The following is an 18,246-nucleotide window of genomic DNA, read 5'->3' on the forward strand; positions in this document are numbered from 1 at the left end:
ATTCAGGCTTTGAAGCTGTGGAGGCGGCGGATGACCGCCGTCCAGTCACCGGCCAGCATACCGGGAAGTTCACGTACGGCTTCGTCGATGCAGGCGTCGAGCAGATCCTGCTCGGCGCGCGGCGCGCGACCCAGTACGAATCCGGTAACCTGAGAACTGTGACCGGGATGGCCGATCCCCAGGCGCAGGCGGTGAAAGGTATTTTGACTGCCCAGGCTGGCGATAATGTCGCGTAGCCCGTTGTGTCCGCCGTGTCCGCCACCCTGTTTGCATTTGACCACGCCGGGGGGAAGGTCCAGCTCATCATGAGCGACCAGAATTTCTTCCGGGGCGATGCGATAGAAGCCAGCGAGTGCGGCAACGGCCTGACCACTGCGGTTCATGAAGGTGGTGGGGATTAACAGACGAACATCCTGACCGGAAAGGGTGAAGCGGCCGGTCAGGCCGAAAAACTTGCTCTCGTGGCGCAGCGTAGCGTTATGCCGGTCCGCGAGTCGCTCAACAAAAAGGGCGCCGGCGTTGTGGCGGGTCAGTTCATATTCAGGTCCGGGATTTCCCAGACCGACCATCAACTTGATTCCCTGCGTCACAACGGGCGCCCTCCAGAAGACTCAGCAGCGATTATTCCGCTGACTCTTCGCCTTCTTCAGAAGCTTGGTCATCTTCAGCGGCAACGCGCGGAGCCATGACGTTTACAACCGGCAGGTCGTGATCAGCACCCAGCGCCAGGCTGGGGATGGTTACGCCTTTAGGCAGCTTCAGGTCGGACAGGTGAATCACTTCGCCAAGCTTGAGGTCGATCAGATCGACTTCGATCGCTTCTGGCAGATCCTTCGGCAGACAGGTGATTTCGATTTCAGGCAGGTTGCGGAAAATCATGCCGCCTTCCTGCTTGACGCCGAAACAGGTGTCTTCGTTGAGGAAGTGCAGGGGAACCTGAACGTTTACCTTGTGACCAGCAACTACGCGCAGAAAGTCAACGTGCATGATGCGGGGCTTGGAAGGGTGACGCTGTACGGCCTTGAGCAGAACGTCTTCTTTCTTACCATCAACATCCAGAGAGATGATGTGCGAGTAGAAGGCTTCGCTTTCGAGCGCCTTGTTCAGCTGGCGTGTTTCCAGCGAAATGCTCTGCGGGGCTTTGTTGCCACCGTAAACAATGGCAGGTACCAGGTCAGCGATACGACGCAGGCGGCGGCTCGCACCTTTCCCCAGATCGTTACGCTCTTTCGCATTCAGTGTGAAGTCGACCATATGTAGTCTCCTTGCTAAGCACCCGGGCGTTTGCGACCAACGCGTCGGATGAATGATGAAAACCCGGCCGAAATGGCCGGGCTGTTTGTATCAGTACCTGTTCCTTAGCGGAACATTGCGCTGATGGATTCTTCGTTGCTGATGCGACGCATCGCTTCGGCAATAATCGGTGCCATGTCCAGCTGGCGGATGCGGTCGCAGCTTTCAGCGGCAGCAGTCAGCGGGATGGTGTTGGTCACGACGAGCTCGTCGAGCATGGAGCCGTTGATATTCTCGATCGCCTTGCCCGAGAGGATCGGATGCGTGCAATAAGCCGATACGCGGGTAGCGCCAAAGTCTTTCAGAGCCTTGGCTGCGTGGCACAAAGTGCCAGCGGTATCGACCATATCGTCAACCAGGATGCAGTTGCGGTTTTCTACATCACCGATGATATGCATGACTTCGGACTGGTTGGCCTTGGGGCGACGCTTGTCGATGATCGCCAGATCCACGCCGAGCGACTTCGCAACGGCCCGCGCCCGGACCACACCGCCAATGTCCGGAGACACGATCAGCAGGTTGTCCATGCGCTGATCCTGGATGTCGTCGATCAGTACCGGGGAACCGTAGATATTATCCACCGGGATATCGAAGAAACCCTGAATCTGGTCAGCATGCAGGTCAACGGTGAGAACGCGGTTAACGCCGACCACGTCGAGCATGTCGGCGACGACCTTAGCGCTGATTGGCACGCGGGCAGAGCGGGGGCGACGATCCTGGCGGGCATAACCGAAGTAGGGGATAACGGCCGTGATGCGCGAAGCAGAGGAGCGGCGCAGGGCGTCAGCCATGACCACCAGCTCCATCAGGTTGTCGTTTGTCGGCGCGCATGTCGGCTGGATCATGAAGACATCCTTGCCGCGAACATTCTCGTTGAGTTCAACACTGACTTCGCCATCGCTGAAGCGGCTGACGGATGCATCACCAAGGGGGATATGCAATTGACGCACGACGCGTCGTGCCAGATCGGGGTTGGCGTTCCCCGTGAAAACCATCATCTTGGACACGCTGCAATACCTTTCTGGGTAGTGGTCGTTGCGAATGAGCCGGTATACCGACAACGGGCTAGAGTGCCTGGTCGGTGAGATCGACTCAAGATGTAATGATTGCTGCCGGGAAAATGGCAGGGGCGGCTGGATTCGAACCAACGCATGGCAGGATCAAAACCTGCTGCCTTACCGCTTGGCTACGCCCCTGTAACTGTCCGGATGCAAAGGTTGCATCCTTCTTACGCCGCTTTGTAAAGCAACTGGTGTAACGGTGATCTGTTACATCCCTTTGCAACAAAGGTTTGCAGTGTGGCTGGCAACCGGGCGCGAACTTTATCAGCTTCGCGTCTATTTGGGAAGGCCCCAAATAAGCAACTGCCAGATCCGGTCATCTTAGCTTCACAATAATTGTTTAGCAAGATCAACGCGTTACGTATTTCAGGATAACGCGCTTCAACAACAGGCAGTAGGTCGTTTCGACCTCCGTGCCTCCGGAAGGCCGCTAATGTAATGGGCGACGTATCACGCGTCAACCTCTGATCTGAAAAAACTTCTGCGGTACTGACCTGACAGGGCGGCACCACCACCAGATACCAGGGCTCTTCCAGGTCAACCGGCGTCAGTTCTTCACCAACGCCTTCGGCCCAGGCTGCCTGCCCGCGGACAAAGACCGGTACGTCGGCACCCAGCTGTAAGCCTAGCTCAGCAAGATGGTCGATGCTCAGGTCTGTCTTCCACAAGTGATTCAGCCCCAGCAGTGTTGTGGCTGCGTCAGAGCTGCCGCCGCCTATACCGCCGCCCATGGGCAAGCGCTTCTCGAGCTGGATGTCGGCACCATGGGTGCAGCCACTGGCCTGTTGCAGCAGTTGGGCTGCCTTGATAATCAGATTGTCTTCAGCGGGTACGCCGGGCAGTTCGGGCTGAAGTGTAATGCAGCCGTCTTCTCTCGCAGCAAAGTGCAGCGTGTCGCCATGGTCGAGAAACTGGAACAGGGTTTGCAGCTCGTGGTAACCGTTTGGTCGGCGACCGGTCACATGGAGGAACAGATTCAGCTTGGCTGGCGCGGGGAGAGTCAGAGGTGTGATGATCATTCGGAAAGCTCGGGTTCCCACTGGGTGATAATCAAGGTGAGCAGGACATCGTGCCCGGCCAGCTGCATGCGTTGTGGTAACTCGATGCCATCAACCTCCTGGTAGCGGCTGTACTCTAGGGTCCAGCCTGATTGTTGCAGCCGAGCGAGCCGGCTTTCGGTGTCCAGTTGCAGTCGGCTCGGGCTATCCGGTGCTGGCAGGCCGCGGACCCACCAGAGCAGGTGCTCAACCGGCAAGCGCCAGCCGATCTGCTCTTCCAGCAGGTCCTCTGCAGTAGCGGCGTGCATGGGTTCGCGCCCGGCAATTTCCAATGTGACACCAGCAGGGGTGCCGACTATCTGGGTAGCTCCTCGTCCGAGCGGGCCGGACAGACGGATATCATAGCTTTCCCGCTGCTGCAGCCAGAGCAGGGTGCCACTGCCGGACTGCTGGGGCGAGCGCATGCCCAGCTTGCCCTGCAGTGTCCAGCTGATGATGGGCTCGACGGACTGGCGGTGCGCTTTCCAGGCGCCAGCGTCGCCACCGAACTCAAGTGTTTCGCGCTTGTGCAGATTACCGCAGGCAGTCAACGCCAAGGCTATACAAACCAGCGTGGCGACACGTATGAATGGATGCATCAGCGGGCCCCCAGACGTTCTCGAGTCGAACGGATCAGTTCACCTTCTACTTCGTCTTCCACGGCTTCTCTCCAGACGGCACGCGCTTCTGACTTGCGGCCTTGTTTCCATAACACCTCTCCAAGATGTGCTGCAACTTCCTGGTCGGGGAATTCACGGTACGCCTGGCGCAAGAGTTCCTCGGCCATGTCCAGGTTGCCGAGTCGGTAATGGACCCAGCCCAGACTGTCTACAATTGCTGCATCATCCGGTTCGAGGCGATGCGCCCGTTCGATCAGCTCCAGGGCTTCGTCCAGCCGCTCGTTACGGTCGGCTAGCGTGTAGCCCAGGGCGTTGAGGGCCATGGCGTTATCCGGCTCGCGTTCAAGAATGGCGCGTAAATCGTTCTCGAGCCCTGCGGGGTCGCCGAGTTTTTCCGAAACCATAGCGCGCATGTACAGCAGGTTGGTGTGCGCCTCGAATTCCTGCAGCGCTTCGTTGATGCGGTCCAGCGCGCGTTGAGGATACGCGTCGAACAAGGCTTCGATTTCGATCAAATACAGCTGAAGTTGATGATCAGAGTACGCCAGACGATCTGCCGCCAGCGTGACTGCCAGCCTGTCAGGGTTGTCACGTTCCATCAGCACGCGGCTGATCTGCAGGCGGGAAGTCAAAAATTCGTTGCCATTATCAATGCTCTGCCAGGTGCGCAGTGCATCTTCCTGACGGCCGGATTCCTGGTAGGCGAGGCCAAGGTGATACAAACCGGTGCTGTTGCCGGGTGCGATGTCGTTCAGGCGTTCCAGGTACTCGATGGCTGCGTCGTTCTCGCCACTCTCAAGGTTCACCAGGCCGAGTGCCAGCAGCAGCTCGGCATCATTCGGATTCTGCTCTACCAACAGGGAGAACTGCGCTGCGGCCGCGTCCAGATCGTCGTTTGCAACCAATAGTCTGGCGAGCAGCAGGCGCATGCGCGTGTCGTCCGGAAAACTGATAAGGCCAGCCTGCAACGTCGAAATGGCTTCCTGCGTTTCGCCCTGTTCGGCCAACAAACGGGCGTGCAGCATGACTGGAGCCGCGGCGGTGTGCGCCGCCGGGTTCTGTTCGAGCAATGCCAGGGCTTCGGCCTGACGACCTTCCTGTTGCAGCAGCAGAGCGGTAGCGAACACCAGCTGCGCGTTATCCGGATTCGTCTGCTGTAACTGTTGCAGACTCTGCAGTGCGGCCTGGCGCGTTGCAGAATCGGTCTGTGCGGCGGCGAGGGCAAGGAAATCGAAATGCGTTTCGCCGTGCAGCGCGAGCACTTCCTCCATCATCGCCATGGCCTGTTCATGGTCCCCGGCTCTGGCCAGCTGTAAAGCGGCGGCGCGTAGCGCTTCGGGATCTTCCGGCGACACCTCAACCCAAAGCAGCGCCATGTCCAGTGCCGGCTGCTGTGCGCCGAGAAATTCTGCCACCTGCATGGCGCGCTGAATGACGCCCGGATCCTGGGTAATACGCGCTTGCTCTACATAGTTGTTCAGCGCTATGTCGAAGCGGTTTCGCTGGCCAGCGATCTCGGCGCTGAGCAGAGCGAACAGCGTGTCCCGGCTGAATTGGCCATATACTACGGGCGGCTCCGGTTCTGGTTGCTGTGTAACCGAGGGTTGAGGGTTCGCACGCTGCGGCGACGGCTGTTGGGAGTCGCCTGTCGCAGCACAGCCGGAGAGCCAGAGTCCGAATGCCGTGACCAGCAAGGGATAGGTGTAGGAAGCCTTCATTGACAGAGACGCTCGAATCGTTACAGGCGGGAAGCGCATCATGACACAGGATACCGCGCAAGCCCAAAGCAGGGCCTGGTGAAAATGCCTGACGCCAGTTGGGCAAGCGGTGCCTGGACCATTGTCAGCCTGGCCGAAGGCTGTGTTCGGGATAGAGCGATGCGCTGGATGACGGAAATCCCTGCGGGAATTGATCAGCGTCGGCTTACATAGGACAATTGCACGTTTTCGACCCGTGTCGTTCGGGCATATGAGGCTCCATGGGCTTTCTCGCATTCGGGATCAATCACAAGACTGCTGCTGTAGACGTGCGCGAGCGGGTGGCGTTTGCGCCTGAACGTCTGGCTGACGCGCTGCAGCAGATGCTGAGCGAAACGCATGCTCAGGAAGTGGCGATCCTCTCTACCTGCAACCGTACCGAGATCTACTGCGCCCAAGATCATCCGGACATTGATCGGGTGGTGGAATGGGTAGCGCATTACCACGGGTTTGATATTACTGATCTGCAGGATTGCAGCTATATACACAGCGATGCCGGGGCGGTGCGGCACATGATGCGCGTTGCCGCCGGGCTGGATTCGATGGTGTTGGGCGAGCCGCAGATTTTTGGTCAGATGAAGGATGCCTGGCAGGCGGCGCGCACCGCCGGAACCCTGGGGCCCTATCTCGACCGGTTGTTTCAGAGCACCTTCAACACCGCCAAACAGGTCCGCACGGACACAGCGATAGGCGAGAACCCTGTATCGGTCGCCTTTGCAGCGGTGAGCCTGGCGCGGCAGATCTTCTCCGACCTGCGACGCAGTACGGCCTTGTTGATTGGCGCCGGCGAAACCATCGCGCTGGTCGCCCGGCATCTGTATGACCAGGGCGTCAGCAATATCATCGTTGCCAACCGGACGCTTGAACGTGCGCAGCTGCTCAGCGAACCGCTCGGCGGGCAGGCTATCATTCTCAACGACATTCCTGACGTACTGTCGCGGTGCGACATCATCATCAGCTCCACCGCCAGTCCCTTGCCGATCCTGGGCAAGGGTACGGTTGAGCGAGCGCTGCGCAAGCGCAAACACCGGCCGGTATTCATGGTCGATATCGCCGTGCCGCGTGACATCGAGCCGGAGGTTGGCGGACTCTCGGATGTGTATCTGTACACCGTCGACGATCTGCACGAAGTCATCGAAGAAAACATGCGTTCGCGTCAGGGCGCTGCCGAGGCGGCGGAAAGACTGATCGAGCAGGGCACCACCGAGTTCATGCAGCGCTTGAGGGCGCGAGCGGCGGTGGATGTTCTGCGTCGCTACCGCCAGAAGGCTGAACAATTGCGCGACCAGGAACTGCTCAAGGCGCAGGCGAAACTTGAGCGCGGCGGGGATCCGGCGGCTGTGCTGGCGGAAATGGCCCGGGCGCTGACCAACAAACTGCTGCATGACCCGAGTGTGCAGCTCAAGCAGATGAGCGCAGAGGGTCGGGCTGAAGCGCTGGCGCTGGCGCAGGAACTGTTCGCGCTGGACGACGAGACGAATTCACCACAAGGCTGACCATGAAGGCATCACTGTTAAACCGGCTGGACATACTGACGGAACGCTTTGAAGAACTCTCCGCCCTGCTTAGCGATGCGGAAGTAATCAGCGACCAGAACCGCTTTCGTGCCTATTCCCGCGAATATGCCGAGCTCGAGCCAACTATCAGCTGCTATGCCCAGTGGAAACAGGTCACCGCTGATCTCGCCGAGGCGCGCAGTCTGCTCAAGGACAGCGACGCTGATATGCGGGAAATGGCCGAGGAAGATGCCAAGGACTGTCAGGCCCGGCTTGGGGTGCTCGAAGAAGACCTCAACCGCTTGCTGTTGCCCAAAGACCCGAACGACGAACGCAACGTGTTTCTTGAAGTACGCGCCGGGACCGGTGGTGACGAGGCGGCAATATTCGCCGGTGACCTGTTCCGCATGTATTCGCGCTACGCCGAGCGCCAGGGCTGGCAGGTCGAGATTCTCTCGGAGAACATCGGCGAGCATGGAGGGTACAAGGAAGTCATTGCCCGGGTAGAAGGGCGCGGCGTGTACGCCAAGCTCAAGTTTGAATCCGGCGCGCACCGGGTCCAGCGCGTGCCGGAAACCGAGTCTCAGGGGCGTATCCATACCTCGGCGTGCACCGTAGCGGTATTGCCAGAAATGGACGAGCAGGCCGCCGTGGAGATCAACCCGGCGGACCTTCGGGTGGATACCTATCGCTCTTCGGGCGCGGGCGGACAGCACGTCAACAAGACCGATTCCGCGATACGTCTGACGCATTTGCCAACCGGCATTGTGGTGGAATGCCAGGAAGAGCGCTCGCAGCACAAGAACCGCGCCAAGGCCATGAGCCTGCTGCAATCCAAACTGGTCAGTCGCCAGCGCGAGGCGCAGGATAAAGAAGTTTCCGATGCCCGCCGGCAGTTGGTCGGATCGGGGGATCGCTCCGAGCGTATCCGCACCTATAACTTCCCCCAGGGCCGGGTAACCGATCACCGCATCAACCTGACCCTGTACAGCCTCGATCAGGTTATTCAGGGAGAGCTCGACAACGTCATCGAGCCGCTGCTGCGCGAACATCAGGCTGACCAGTTGGCCGATCTGGAACACGCATGAGCCTGGATCTGGCGTCCCTGCTGCACGCTGCGGCGCTGCCGGATTCAGACAGTCCGCGGCTGGATGCCGAACTGTTGCTGGCGCACGCCTTGAACAAGCCACGCAGTTTTCTGCTGACTTGGCCGGAGCATCAACCACAGCCCGAGCAGGTTGAACGCTTCCAGCACTTGTTGCAGCGTCGCCGAGCGGGCGAGCCGGTTGCCTATCTGCTCGGGCAGAGGGGTTTCTGGAGCCTGGACCTGGAAGTCGACAGCTCGACGCTGATTCCGCGTCCGGATACCGAGCGGCTGGTTGAAGTCGCGCTGGAGCGCCGCGTCAAACAACCGGCCCGAGTGCTTGATCTGGGTACCGGAACGGGCGCCGTGGCACTTGCTCTGGCGGTCGAACGGCCCGCCTGGAACGTTACCGGCTGCGATAGCTCGGCCTCCGCTGTCGCGCTGTCCGAGCGTAACCGCCAGCGGCTGGGCATCAGCAATGCCGTCTTTTTACTCAGTGACTGGTTTGCCGGCCTCGCTCAGAGCGAGGCGTTTGATCTGATTGTTTCCAACCCACCCTACATAGCTGAAAACGACCCGCATCTGGCTGAAGGCGATGTACGTTTCGAGCCGGCTTCTGCACTGGTCAGCGGGCCTGACGGTCTGGGTGACATCCGGCATATCGTGCACGCAGCGCCAGGCTACCTGCAATCAACGGGCTGGCTGCTGCTGGAGCATGGTTGGGAGCAGGCGGGTGCAGTGCGCGAGTTGCTCGTTGCGCGGGGCTTTGTCGAAGTGCAGTCCTGGCAGGATCTTGCCGGCCATCAACGCGTCAGCGGAGGACGCTGGCATGAATGATCAGCAGCTATTGCGTTACAGCCGGCAGATTCTGCTGCCGCAAATCGATATCGAGGGGCAGCAACGCCTTCTTCAAAGCAGAGTGCTGATTGTCGGGCTGGGCGGGCTGGGTGCACCGGCCGCGCTATATCTGGCCGCGGCAGGCGTCGGCACGCTGGTGCTGGCGGATCATGATGCGGTAGACACCACCAACCTACACCGTCAGATCATCCACCTTACCCGGGATGTCGGCCGGGCCAAGGTAGAATCGGCAGGTGATACGCTGCAGGCGCTCAATACCGACGTCCAGCTGGCACTGATTGATCACGCGCTGGAAGGCGAGACGCTGAATCGCGCCGTGCGGGATGTGGATCTGGTGCTCGATTGCTCTGATAACTTCGCTACCCGATTGGCGGTCAACGCCGCCTGTTTTGCGGCGGGCAGGCCTTTGGTTTCCGGTGCAGCGATTCGGCTGGAGGGACAGGTCAGTGTGTTTGATCCCCGGCGCAAAGACAGCCCCTGTTACCAGTGTCTCTACGGGGAAGGCGATGAAGAGGCGTTGAGCTGCAGCGAGGCAGGTGTGATCGGTCCCTTGGTGGGCATGATTGGCAGTCTGCAGGCGTTGGAAGCGCTCAAGTTGCTGGCAGGTTTTGGCGAGCCGCTGACCGGCCGGTTGCTGTTGATAGATGCCTTGGCCAGCCGCTTCCGGGAGATGCGCATCAAGCGTGACCCTGCCTGCGACTGCTGTGGGGACCGCCGGCCTTGAGCAACAACGCACCGGTCGGCGTGTTCGACTCCGGGGTCGGCGGATTGTCCGTGCTGGGCGAAATCAACCGCCTGTTGCCGCAGGAGACGCTGCTGTATGTCGCCGACAGCGGCCACGTTCCCTACGGCGAGAAATCGGCTGAATATATTCGTGAGCGAAGCCGGAAGATCGCTTCGTTTCTGGTTGAGCAGGGCGCCAAAGCATTGGTACTCGCCTGTAACACGGCCACTGCAGCGGCGGTTGCCGACTTGCGCAGCCTGTATGACATGCCCGTCGTCGGCATGGAACCCGCCGTCAAACCGGCGGCGCTGGCGACGCGCACCGGGGTGGTCGGTGTGCTGGCAACGACCGGGACCTTGCAAAGCGCGCGCTTCGCCGCCTTGCTGGATCGTTTTGCCGGTGCTGTGCGCGTAGTAACTCAGCCGTGCCCGGGACTGGTGGAATGCGTGGAGCGCGGCGAGCTGCAAGGGCAGCATGTTGAGCAATTGCTGCGTTCCTATACTGATCCGCTGCTTGAGGCCGGGTGCGATACGCTGATCCTGGGGTGCACCCACTACCCGTTCCTGCGCGCTCAGCTCATGACCATTCTTCCCTCCGGCATTACCCTGGTCGATACCGGCGCTGCTGTCGCAAGGCAATTGCGTGCGCGTCTATCCGAAGCCGAGCTGCTTGCCGACGGCGCGAGCCAGGGTCCCCGGTTCTGGAGTACGGCTGCACCAAAATCACTGGAGGACGTGTTACGCGTGCTCTGGGGGCGGAACGAGACGGTGCGGGCGTTGTCTGTGTAAACGGATACAAATGGGCTTGTAGCTCGATGCGCAAGGAAAAAATCAATGAAAAAACGCGGTCTTGTAGTTGGATGCCTGCTGTCCTTTTCGACGTTGGCGCCATTAGTTCACGCGGTGGATGGAATCTCTGTTGAGGCGGGCAGAAGCTCAGAGTCCACCAACACCTTCCGGTTAGCAGCTCAATTCGATTTTGGGCAGACCCTTTGGCAGAACCAGTCCGGCAACGTGCGGCTCGGCGGTTACTGGGACGCAGGTGTGCGTCGCTGGAGCGGTCTTGACGCCACTACGGTTGCTATCTCGCCGGTGTTGCGACTCGATTTTGGTAGCCCCAACAGCGCTATGACGCCCTATATCGAAGCGGGTATCGGTGCGTCCTATTTCACTCGAACAGATTTCGACAGTGAAAATATCGACCTGGGCTCGAAATTCCAGTTCGAGGACAGATTGGGTGCGGGTGTGCGTTTCGCTGACGGTTCGCAGCTTGGCCTGCGCGTATTCCACTATTCCAACGCCGGCATCAAAAGCCCGAACAACGGTATCGAAACAGTCTCTTTGCATTACCGCTTCGATATCTGACAGCAACCGGAATGTTCCGGCCAGAGGCCCCGCCACAGCCAGGCGGGGCACTTAGCGGCGCTTGTTCCTGCTTTCAGCCAGCTTCATTCGATATTGTTCGCGGTACAGCTGAGCAAAACCATGCAGCAGTGGAAACAAGACGGCCCAGCTGATAGCGGCAATCGCCAGAGTGGTTGCCGGCTCTTGTCCGAGGTTTACACCGCGTAACCCAGCGATAGCACTGTAGACGGCCAACGCTGCAACGGCGCCAACAGTGCTGGCCAGCCACCACGTTCGGCCGCTCCAGGCCAGGCTATGATTCAGCGTCGTTCCCAGCAGAGCCCAGAACAGCGCCTGCCACAGCGGAACCAGGGCGGGATCACCGGGATAACTGAACAGACTCATTTGCAGCATGAAGGAATCCAGAGCTGCGCCAGCCAGCATCGTACTCACCACTGTCTTGCCTTCCGCTGACCAAGAGCTGACCAGCGCAAAGTGCATTACCAGTGCAACAAGGGCGACCAGTAGCCATCCGGAATATCCGCCCAGCAGACAGGCTAGCCAGCCAACGACGAATAATGTTGCATTGATGGAGTTGTTTCGTGCCGCCATTGAGTCCTCTGAATGATGGAGCCGGCTGAAGAGTCTACCTATGCTTGCCCGGAATCAGACCAGGGTGCGCGCGGTCTGTTGTCCGCTAAGCCAGGCGTTTTCGACCCGGCCGTCCAGGCACCAGTCACCACACACGTAAAGCCCCAGCTCCGGGGCCGCCAATGCGCCCCAGTTACGCGTCTCATCAGGGCGCGCGAGAAGCCAACGGTGGGCATACGTAAAAGCAGGCTCAGCAAGCGCGATCCCCAGGACGTCGGACAGGGCGTCGAGCAAGTGTGCTGCGACCGATTCAGGCGAAGCCTCAAGATGATCAGCTGCCCAGGCGGGGGTTGAGTGCGCTACCCAGCTGTCGTTGCCGTGGCGCCCGGGCTTGCTGCTGTTGCGCGAGATCCAGTCGAGTGGGCCCCCGCGTACAAAGCAGGCGTCGACGGGCGTTGTCAGTGGCTGTTCGAAGGCGACAGCCAGCGTCCAGGTCGGGGACATGCTGATCTGCGCTAGGGTCTGCTGCAATGTTGGAGCGGGTTCCAGTAGCGCGATCGCCTGCGGTGCAGGCACAGCCACCACGACACGGTCAAAGGGACCATACGTTGCGCCCGTGTCATCCGCCAGCATCCACTGTTCCGCGTCAATTCGATGCAACTGAGCGATGCGCGTCTGGCTGGTGAGCACTGCATCTCCCAGTAGCTGGCGCGGCAGGGCAGACATGCCGGGAAGACCGACGAAGCGCTGCTGGTCATCAGGTGATTCATGCAAGCCGGTAGCGTCGCAGCAATAGAGTCTGGGCGTCCATTCCGCTACCCATCCACTGTCCAGCCAATGCTGTAGCGCGTGGCGAAAGCGGGTATCACGCGCGGTGAAATACTGAGCGCCCAGGTCAAGCCCGCCAACGGCCGTTCGTTTGGTGCTCAAGCGCCCGCCGCAGCCTCTGCTCTTGTCAAACAGAAACACCTGATGATCAGCCTCGCGCAGGGCGCTGGCGGCACTGACGCCTGCCAGACCGGCACCGATGACGGCGATACGAAGAGAACTCATGGGCGGAGGTCCTGTTGGGCTAAACTCGTTGGGCGATCATCATACGGTCGGTTGCTGGTCTCTGTACATTCAGGACCGCTCTGGATAGTACCGTTCAGCTGAGGCAATCGCGATTGATCAGTGACCTGTTAAGCTTGGATCCAGCGTTTTCGCCGTTTCGCAGGATTGTTTTTTTTTCCAGGGAATCACATATGCAGGGAGTCGAGCCATGCACGTATTGTTAACAGGAGGGACAGGCCTGGTTGGACGGGCGTTGTGTCATCGTTTGTTAGCGCAGGGGCACCAGGTAAGCGTGTGGAGCCGACGACCCGAGCAGGTCCGCGCGTTATGCGGTTCGGAAGTCAGAGGCGTCGGTCGTCTGGAGCAGCTGGATGCGGTGCCGCTGGACGCCGTTATCAACCTGGCTGGAGCACCCATAGCGGATCGGCGCTGGACGCCGCAACGCAAAGCGCAACTCTGGTCCAGCAGAGTGTCACTCACTGAACACCTGGTGGACTGGATGGGCAGCCTGAAAAACCGGCCGTCAGTAATGATCAGCGGATCAGCTGTTGGCTGGTATGGCGATGGCGGCGAGGCAGAGCTGACGGAAGACAGTGCAGCCAACCGGCAATATGCTCATACGCTCTGCGACGCCTGGGAGGCCGCAGCCAGGCGCGCGAGCTCGCACGGTATTCGGGTGTGCGTGGTGCGCACCGGGCTGGTGCTGGCGCCGGGCGGCGGCTTTTTGCAACGTCTGCTCACACCGTTCAGCCTGGGGCTTGGCGGGCCGATAGGCTCGGGCAGGCAATACATGTCGTGGATCCATATTGAGGATGAGGTCGGTATTATCCTGCACCTGCTGCACCACCCGGACTGCAAGGGGATATATAACGCCACTGCGCCTGAGCCGGTCACCAATAAAACATTCAGCCGGGCGCTGGGCAGGACGCTGCATCGGCCCGCCTTTTTGCCAGTACCCGGTATCGCTTTGAAAGCGGCTCTGGGGGAGATGTCCGTTCTGCTGTTGACTGGGCAGCGTGTGCTGCCAGCCAGAATCACCGAAGCGGGCTACAGCTTTCGCCATGCGGCGCTCGAAGCGGCGTTGGATGATGTAATAAACAATCACTGAATATCGGAGCAGTCAATGTCGGATCGTGGGGTTTTACTGTTGAATCTGGGCTCACCGGCGAGCACCAGCGTGGCCGATGTGCGCCGCTATCTGAATCAGTTTCTGATGGACCCTTATGTGGTGGATCTGCCATGGCCGTTACGTCGTTTGCTGGTGAGTATTATTCTGGCCACCCGACCCAAACAATCCGCGCACGCCTATGCATCCATCTGGTGGGAGCAGGGTTCGCCGCTGCTGGTTATCAGCCGGCGCGTGCAGGAGGCGCTGCAGGCACGGCTGGATATGCCCGTCGAGTTGGCCATGCGCTACGGTGAGCCGTCTATAGAGAATGCTGTTCTCGCTCTCGCCAGCAAACCGGGGGTACGCGAGGTGCTGTTGCTGCAGCAGTATCCGCAGCATGCCGATAGCACCATCACCACGTCCATCAAGGAGACTGAGCGGGTTATTGCCAAGAATAAGTTGAACCTCAAGCTGACCGTGGTGCCTGCGTTCTATGATCGCCCGGGTTACATGGACGCGCTGGTGGCCAGTGCCGAGCCACACCTGCAGCAGGGTTTCGATCACCTGCTGCTGAGCTATCACGGACTGCCCGAGCGGCATCTGCGCAAGGCCGATCCGACCGGCTCGCACTGTGGTAACTATCCTGCGTGTTGCGAACAACCGTCCCCAGCGCATGCGACCTGTTATCGCGCGCAGTGTCTGGCTGTCAGCAAGGCATTCACCGCACGCATGGGGTTGAGCGATGACAAATGGTCCATGGCCTTCCAATCGCGGCTGGGTCGCGACAAATGGATCGAACCCTATACCGAGAAGCGCCTGGACGAGCTGGCCGCTCAGGGCGTCAAGCGTTTGCTGGTGATGTGTCCGGCGTTTGTCGCCGACTGTATCGAAACGTTGGAGGAGATCGGCGATCGTGCCCGCGAGCAGTTTGTCGCGGCGGGAGGGGAGGAGCTGGTGCTGGTGCCTTGTATGAACGACCATCCTAAGTGGATCGATACGCTGGAGCACTGGTGCCGTACCGAGCCTGCTGCTGCCGATTGAACCTAGTGGGATTGTTCAGCTGCGCCGCAGCCATTCGGCGAGCACCAGGTGCAGTCCCAAACCGACCAGCACGACGCCCATCAGTCGGTCAAACCAGTGCCCCAGCCGGGCAAAGCCGCGGCGAACCCGTGGCTGGCTGAAAAGCACGGCGACCAGCGCAAACCAGGTTCCGGTCGCCAGGGCGAGGTAAAGACCGTAGCCGGCCTGGACCGTCAGAGGTGTCTGAGGGCTGATCACAGCGGTAAATACCGATAGGAAGAACAGGGTAGCCTTGGGGTTCAGACCGTTGGTGATGAAACCGTTGAGAAAAGCCTGCCGTGGCGCCATCGATAGCGTGCTGGTGCGCTCGTCCGCCAGACCCTGGGGTTGAGCCCGAAGCGCCCGGATCCCGATATAGATCAGATAGGCCGCCGCCACCAATTTGAGCAGATTGAACAGCCATACCGATTGCGAGACGATCAGACCTATGCCCAACAACGAGTAGCCGATATGGATAAAGATCCCCGTTCCGATGCCTGCGGCGGTCATCAGTCCCGCCTGTCGTCCGGCACTCACACTGTTGCGGATGACTACCGCAAAGTCGGGCCCGGGACTCATCACCGCCAACAGGTGAACCAGCGCTACCAGCAGGAATTCGTTGAGATACATCGACCGCTCCGTGCAAATTCGCCATTTTAAACCCAATTGGAACGGACCCTCGCCATGAATGAACAATTAAGCGTGGTTTTTCTGGATCAGGCTACGCTGGACAAGAATGATCTCGACCTGCAGTCACTGAAGAACAGTGCCGCGACACTCACTTTGTATGACGCCACCACTGCAGAACAGGTAATCGACCACATCGGTAAGCATCAGGTGGTGATCACCAACAAAGTGGTCATCAACGAGGCCGTCATGGCCGCCTGTCCTGAAATAAAGCTGATTCTCATAGCCGCTACCGGAACCAATAACGTTGATCTCGATGCTGCACGCCGGCGCGGTATTCAGGTCTGCAATTGCCAGGGTTATGGCACGCCGTCCGTCGCGCAACACAGCATCATGCTGATGCTGGTGCTGATTACCCGTTTCGAATCCTATCGCCAGGCGGTCAGAGCCGGTGCCTGGCAGCGCAGCAGTCAGTTCTGCCTGCTTGATTATCCAATCGGCGAACTGTCCGGCCGGACGCTGGGGATCCTGGGTTATGGTGAACTGGGGCGTGCGGTCGGAAAGCTTGCCGAGGCGTTTGGCATGCAGCTTCTGGTGGGTGCCTTACCCGGTCGTGAACAGCCCGGCCGTCCAGGGTTGCGCGAGATGTTGCCCCAGGTAGACATACTAAGCCTGCACTGCCCGTTGACCGACAGCACGCGCAACCTGATAGGCGCGCCGGAGCTGGCGCTGATGAAGCCTGGCAGCCTGCTGGTAAACGCTGCACGGGGAGGATTGGTCGACGAGCACGCTTTGCTTGCCAGTCTGAAGAGCGGGCATCTTGGCGGCGCCGCTTTGGACGTATTGAGTGAGGAGCCGCCGGCTCGTGGGAATCCACTGCTCGATAGCGAGGTGCCCAATCTGATTGTTACCCCGCACAGCGCATGGGGCAGCCGCGAGGCGCGGCAGCGCATCGTCACGCAGCTCGCCGAGAATCTGTCTGGCTTCCTGAAGGGAGCGGTTCGACGGTCAGTTATTTGAACTAGTCGGTATTTGCATCGATCAGAGCGCTATTGACGCACATTTTGGGATGCTCCACCTCTTTAGGTGATGGAGCGGGTGGGCTGCACGGGAATAAGGTCAGGTCATCTTTCGCTCAGGGACGAGCCGTAAATGACTTCGCCAATATATGGTTCGGTTGGAATCACCGAACAGCTTCTCGCCGGTGGCGAGCCTCTTCCAGATACTTTCGCACCCTCGGCAGCAGATCCGTGTCTGTTTGATGGGCTGTCGTCAGCTCACTGCCTGTATGACTGGTCGGAAGTTCAACGCATCAGTCAGCGCGGCGTCAGCCTGCTTGAAGTACTCATTGCCGTATTGGTATTGGCCATCGGCGTACTCGGTGCAGCATCTCTACAGCTTAACGCGGTGCGTTACAGTGCCAGCGCCGCGCATACCACCCACGCCAGCTTCATCGCCTACGACTTGCTTGACCGGATGCGTGCCAACGCTGACGAGCTTGCTGCCTACGCGGGCTCGGTGTCTGGTGCCTGCGAGCAAGATGCGGCAGCGCCAGCCACAATCATCGCCCTCGATCGCGCCGATTTTGCCCGTGCCGTAACCTGCCAGTTGCCATCCGGTGAGGCCAGTATCCGTGTCGCTGCCGACACAGCCACCATCACCATCAGTTGGTCAGAAGCACGGATTGTGGCGGGCCAGGCGGATACCGAGTTTGTGGTGTCCTCGATCGTCAGGAAAGCGCCATGAAAGACTCAAATCGGTGCTCTGCACAACGCGGCTTCAGTCTGGTTGAGCTGATGATTGCCATGCTGTTGGGGCTGATCCTGATCATCGGCGTCATGCAGATCTTTATCACCAGCAAGCAGACCTACAGCGTTCAGCAGAGCGCCGCGACCATGCAGGAAGACGCGCGTTTTGTGCTCAGTCGTATCAGTTCAGAGCTGAGGCAGATGGGCATGTTCGGCTGCCTGGATATCGAGCGGCTTCCCGCTGCAACCCGCAACCAGATCCCCACCGCGTTTGCCACGCCCGTCAGCTTTCAAGACGACATCCTGACCATCATCACCGCTGACTCGGCAGTCGAACGCGTGACCGAAGACGTGACGTTAACCGCGTCCGGGCTTGGAGCAGGGTGGCTTTTGGTAAGCGATTGCGTGGCGGGGCTGGGTATTGATAACGGTGCCGGCGTAACGGCCGCCGCGGGGGATCTGGTTATCCCCGTGCGTCAACTGGAGTACCGGCTTACCGACCATGCCCTCAAGACCCGCGTAAACGGGATGGGCAATTTCGAGACATTGATTGAAGGTGTGTCGGGCTTCGAGGTGCAGTTCGGTCTGGCTGCAACCGATGCCGACGTACATGTTTCGGGTGCCTACGTTACGGATATCACAGGCGCCGAGAAACGGGTGCGCAGTGTACGCCTGGCATTGCAGTTAGCCGAGGATCCGTCTGATCCGGACGCGGGCAGTGTCAAAACCAAAGACTTCACCCTGGTTGCAGCCCTGCGCAATCGTCTCGATTGAACAAGGAAGTGTT

The 18,246-nt window shown here is 59.7% G+C and carries 20 protein-coding genes and 1 tRNA gene; 11 read left to right on the forward strand and 10 right to left on the reverse strand.

The annotated features are described in order from the left end of the window. Window positions 1-2: 2 nt before the first annotated feature. From pth to HG264_RS16240, 7 genes are all read right to left on the reverse strand, one after another. Window positions 3-569, reverse strand: a complete 567-nt coding sequence (gene pth / locus HG264_RS16210) for an aminoacyl-tRNA hydrolase (RefSeq protein WP_169409175.1) — start codon at window positions 567-569, stop codon at window positions 3-5. Window positions 570-621: 52 nt separating this feature from the next. After that, entirely contained in the window at window positions 622-1,254 is a 633-nt protein-coding gene (locus HG264_RS16215) for a 50S ribosomal protein L25/general stress protein Ctc (protein WP_169408569.1), read from the reverse strand. Window positions 1,255-1,358: 104 nt separating this feature from the next. Beyond that, window positions 1,359-2,300 (reverse strand): ribose-phosphate pyrophosphokinase, encoded by a 942-nt coding sequence (locus tag HG264_RS16220; protein WP_169408570.1) that lies wholly within the window; start codon window positions 2,298-2,300, stop codon window positions 1,359-1,361. A gap of 114 nt (window positions 2,301-2,414) precedes the next feature. After that, a tRNA-Gln gene (locus HG264_RS16225) sits at window positions 2,415-2,489 on the reverse strand. A gap of 32 nt (window positions 2,490-2,521) precedes the next feature. Continuing rightward, the gene (gene ispE / locus HG264_RS16230) at window positions 2,522-3,373 is read right to left on the reverse strand and encodes a 4-(cytidine 5'-diphospho)-2-C-methyl-D-erythritol kinase (RefSeq protein ID WP_169408571.1); all 852 of its coding nucleotides are present in this window, start codon (window positions 3,371-3,373) and stop codon (window positions 2,522-2,524) included. Further along, the gene (gene lolB, locus HG264_RS16235; protein WP_169408572.1) at window positions 3,370-3,990 is read right to left on the reverse strand and encodes a lipoprotein insertase outer membrane protein LolB; all 621 of its coding nucleotides are present in this window, start codon (window positions 3,988-3,990) and stop codon (window positions 3,370-3,372) included. The genes ispE and lolB overlap by 4 nt, the downstream gene beginning before the upstream one ends. Continuing rightward, window positions 3,990-5,729 carry a tetratricopeptide repeat protein gene (locus tag HG264_RS16240; protein WP_256663709.1) on the reverse strand — a complete coding sequence of 580 codons (1,740 nt, stop codon included), beginning with the start codon at window positions 5,727-5,729 and terminating at the stop codon, window positions 3,990-3,992. Before HG264_RS16240 ends, lolB begins: the two co-directional genes overlap by 1 nt. Window positions 5,730-5,989: 260 nt before the next feature. On the opposite strand from HG264_RS16240, the gene hemA reads away from it, so the two are divergent. The 6 genes from hemA to HG264_RS16270 are packed head-to-tail and all read left to right on the forward strand — an operon-like array spanning window position 5,990 to window position 11,294. Further along, window positions 5,990-7,264, forward strand: a complete 1,275-nt coding sequence (hemA, locus tag HG264_RS16245) for a glutamyl-tRNA reductase (protein ID WP_169408573.1) — start codon at window positions 5,990-5,992, stop codon at window positions 7,262-7,264. Between the two features lie 2 nt (window positions 7,265-7,266). Next, window positions 7,267-8,352, forward strand: coding sequence for a peptide chain release factor 1 (prfA, locus tag HG264_RS16250; RefSeq protein WP_169408574.1), 1,086 nt, complete (start codon window positions 7,267-7,269; stop codon window positions 8,350-8,352). Further along, window positions 8,349-9,185, forward strand: a complete 837-nt coding sequence (prmC, locus tag HG264_RS16255; RefSeq protein WP_169408575.1) for a peptide chain release factor N(5)-glutamine methyltransferase — start codon at window positions 8,349-8,351, stop codon at window positions 9,183-9,185. Before prfA ends, prmC begins: the two co-directional genes overlap by 4 nt. After that, entirely contained in the window at window positions 9,178-9,930 is a 753-nt protein-coding gene (gene moeB, locus HG264_RS16260; RefSeq protein ID WP_169408576.1) for a molybdopterin-synthase adenylyltransferase MoeB, read from the forward strand. Before prmC ends, moeB begins: the two co-directional genes overlap by 8 nt. Continuing rightward, entirely contained in the window at window positions 9,927-10,718 is a 792-nt protein-coding gene (murI, locus tag HG264_RS16265) for a glutamate racemase (protein WP_169408577.1), read from the forward strand. The genes moeB and murI overlap by 4 nt, the downstream gene beginning before the upstream one ends. Window positions 10,719-10,763: 45 nt before the next feature. Next, entirely contained in the window at window positions 10,764-11,294 is a 531-nt protein-coding gene (locus HG264_RS16270; RefSeq protein ID WP_169408578.1) for an acyloxyacyl hydrolase, read from the forward strand. A gap of 51 nt (window positions 11,295-11,345) precedes the next feature. Here HG264_RS16270 and HG264_RS16275 read toward each other — a convergent pair whose 3' ends face one another. Further along, window positions 11,346-11,885: a DUF2878 domain-containing protein gene (locus HG264_RS16275; protein WP_169408579.1), complete on the reverse strand. Its 540-nt coding sequence runs from the start codon at window positions 11,883-11,885 to the stop codon at window positions 11,346-11,348. Window positions 11,886-11,939: 54 nt separating this feature from the next. After that, on the reverse strand, window positions 11,940-12,917 hold the full coding sequence (locus HG264_RS16280) for an NAD(P)/FAD-dependent oxidoreductase (protein WP_169408580.1): 978 nt from the start codon (window positions 12,915-12,917) through the stop codon (window positions 11,940-11,942). Between the two features lie 208 nt (window positions 12,918-13,125). Between HG264_RS16280 and HG264_RS16285 the strand changes: the two genes are divergently transcribed. Further along, window positions 13,126-14,025, forward strand: a complete 900-nt coding sequence (locus HG264_RS16285) for a TIGR01777 family oxidoreductase (RefSeq protein WP_169408581.1) — start codon at window positions 13,126-13,128, stop codon at window positions 14,023-14,025. A 15-nt stretch (window positions 14,026-14,040) separates the two neighbouring features. Next, the gene (hemH, locus tag HG264_RS16290; protein WP_169408582.1) at window positions 14,041-15,066 is read left to right on the forward strand and encodes a ferrochelatase; all 1,026 of its coding nucleotides are present in this window, start codon (window positions 14,041-14,043) and stop codon (window positions 15,064-15,066) included. Between the two features lie 15 nt (window positions 15,067-15,081). Here hemH and HG264_RS16295 read toward each other — a convergent pair whose 3' ends face one another. Then, entirely contained in the window at window positions 15,082-15,714 is a 633-nt protein-coding gene (locus HG264_RS16295; RefSeq protein ID WP_169408583.1) for a LysE family transporter, read from the reverse strand. A 54-nt stretch (window positions 15,715-15,768) separates the two neighbouring features. Here HG264_RS16295 and HG264_RS16300 point away from each other — a divergent pair, with 54 nt between their 5' ends. The 3 genes from HG264_RS16300 to HG264_RS16310 all read left to right on the forward strand — a co-directional run bounded on the left by HG264_RS16300 (window position 15,769) and on the right by HG264_RS16310 (window position 18,233). After that, window positions 15,769-16,731, forward strand: a complete 963-nt coding sequence (locus HG264_RS16300) for a 2-hydroxyacid dehydrogenase (protein ID WP_169408584.1) — start codon at window positions 15,769-15,771, stop codon at window positions 16,729-16,731. Window positions 16,732-16,863: 132 nt separating this feature from the next. Continuing rightward, entirely contained in the window at window positions 16,864-17,457 is a 594-nt protein-coding gene (gene pilV, locus HG264_RS16305) for a type IV pilus modification protein PilV (RefSeq protein WP_169408585.1), read from the forward strand. Next, complete coding sequence (locus HG264_RS16310; RefSeq protein ID WP_169408586.1) at window positions 17,454-18,233, forward strand: prepilin-type N-terminal cleavage/methylation domain-containing protein; 780 nt, start codon at window positions 17,454-17,456, stop codon at window positions 18,231-18,233. Before pilV ends, HG264_RS16310 begins: the two co-directional genes overlap by 4 nt. Window positions 18,234-18,246: the final 13 nt, after the last annotated feature.

It is taken from the genome of Pseudomonas sp. gcc21, assembly GCF_012844345.1.
GTDB lineage: Bacteria > Pseudomonadota > Gammaproteobacteria > Pseudomonadales > Pseudomonadaceae > Halopseudomonas.

Excerpts from the sequence above, each read along its gene's own strand:
- moeB (WP_169408576.1), top strand. The coding sequence starts at position 9,178 with ATGAATGATCAGCAGCTATTGCGTTACAGCCGGCAGATTCTGCTGCCG.
- HG264_RS16215 (WP_169408569.1), bottom strand. The coding sequence starts at position 1,254 with ATGGTCGACTTCACACTGAATGCGAAAGAGCGTAACGATCTGGGGAAA.
- prmC (WP_169408575.1), top strand. The coding sequence starts at position 8,349 with ATGAGCCTGGATCTGGCGTCCCTGCTGCACGCTGCGGCGCTGCCGGAT.
- HG264_RS16275 (WP_169408579.1), bottom strand. The coding sequence starts at position 11,885 with ATGGCGGCACGAAACAACTCCATCAATGCAACATTATTCGTCGTTGGC.
- HG264_RS16295 (WP_169408583.1), bottom strand. The coding sequence starts at position 15,714 with ATGTATCTCAACGAATTCCTGCTGGTAGCGCTGGTTCACCTGTTGGCG.
- ispE (WP_169408571.1), bottom strand. The coding sequence starts at position 3,373 with ATGATCATCACACCTCTGACTCTCCCCGCGCCAGCCAAGCTGAATCTG.
- pth (WP_169409175.1), bottom strand. The coding sequence starts at position 569 with ATGGTCGGTCTGGGAAATCCCGGACCTGAATATGAACTGACCCGCCAC.
- pilV (WP_169408585.1), top strand. The coding sequence starts at position 16,864 with ATGACTTCGCCAATATATGGTTCGGTTGGAATCACCGAACAGCTTCTC.
- HG264_RS16240 (WP_256663709.1), bottom strand. The coding sequence starts at position 5,729 with ATGAAGGCTTCCTACACCTATCCCTTGCTGGTCACGGCATTCGGACTC.
- prfA (WP_169408574.1), top strand. The coding sequence starts at position 7,267 with ATGAAGGCATCACTGTTAAACCGGCTGGACATACTGACGGAACGCTTT.
- lolB (WP_169408572.1), bottom strand. The coding sequence starts at position 3,990 with ATGCATCCATTCATACGTGTCGCCACGCTGGTTTGTATAGCCTTGGCG.
- hemH (WP_169408582.1), top strand. The coding sequence starts at position 14,041 with ATGTCGGATCGTGGGGTTTTACTGTTGAATCTGGGCTCACCGGCGAGC.
- hemA (WP_169408573.1), top strand. The coding sequence starts at position 5,990 with ATGGGCTTTCTCGCATTCGGGATCAATCACAAGACTGCTGCTGTAGAC.
- HG264_RS16285 (WP_169408581.1), top strand. The coding sequence starts at position 13,126 with ATGCACGTATTGTTAACAGGAGGGACAGGCCTGGTTGGACGGGCGTTG.
- HG264_RS16310 (WP_169408586.1), top strand. The coding sequence starts at position 17,454 with ATGAAAGACTCAAATCGGTGCTCTGCACAACGCGGCTTCAGTCTGGTT.
- HG264_RS16300 (WP_169408584.1), top strand. The coding sequence starts at position 15,769 with ATGAATGAACAATTAAGCGTGGTTTTTCTGGATCAGGCTACGCTGGAC.
- HG264_RS16270 (WP_169408578.1), top strand. The coding sequence starts at position 10,764 with ATGAAAAAACGCGGTCTTGTAGTTGGATGCCTGCTGTCCTTTTCGACG.
- HG264_RS16280 (WP_169408580.1), bottom strand. The coding sequence starts at position 12,917 with ATGAGTTCTCTTCGTATCGCCGTCATCGGTGCCGGTCTGGCAGGCGTC.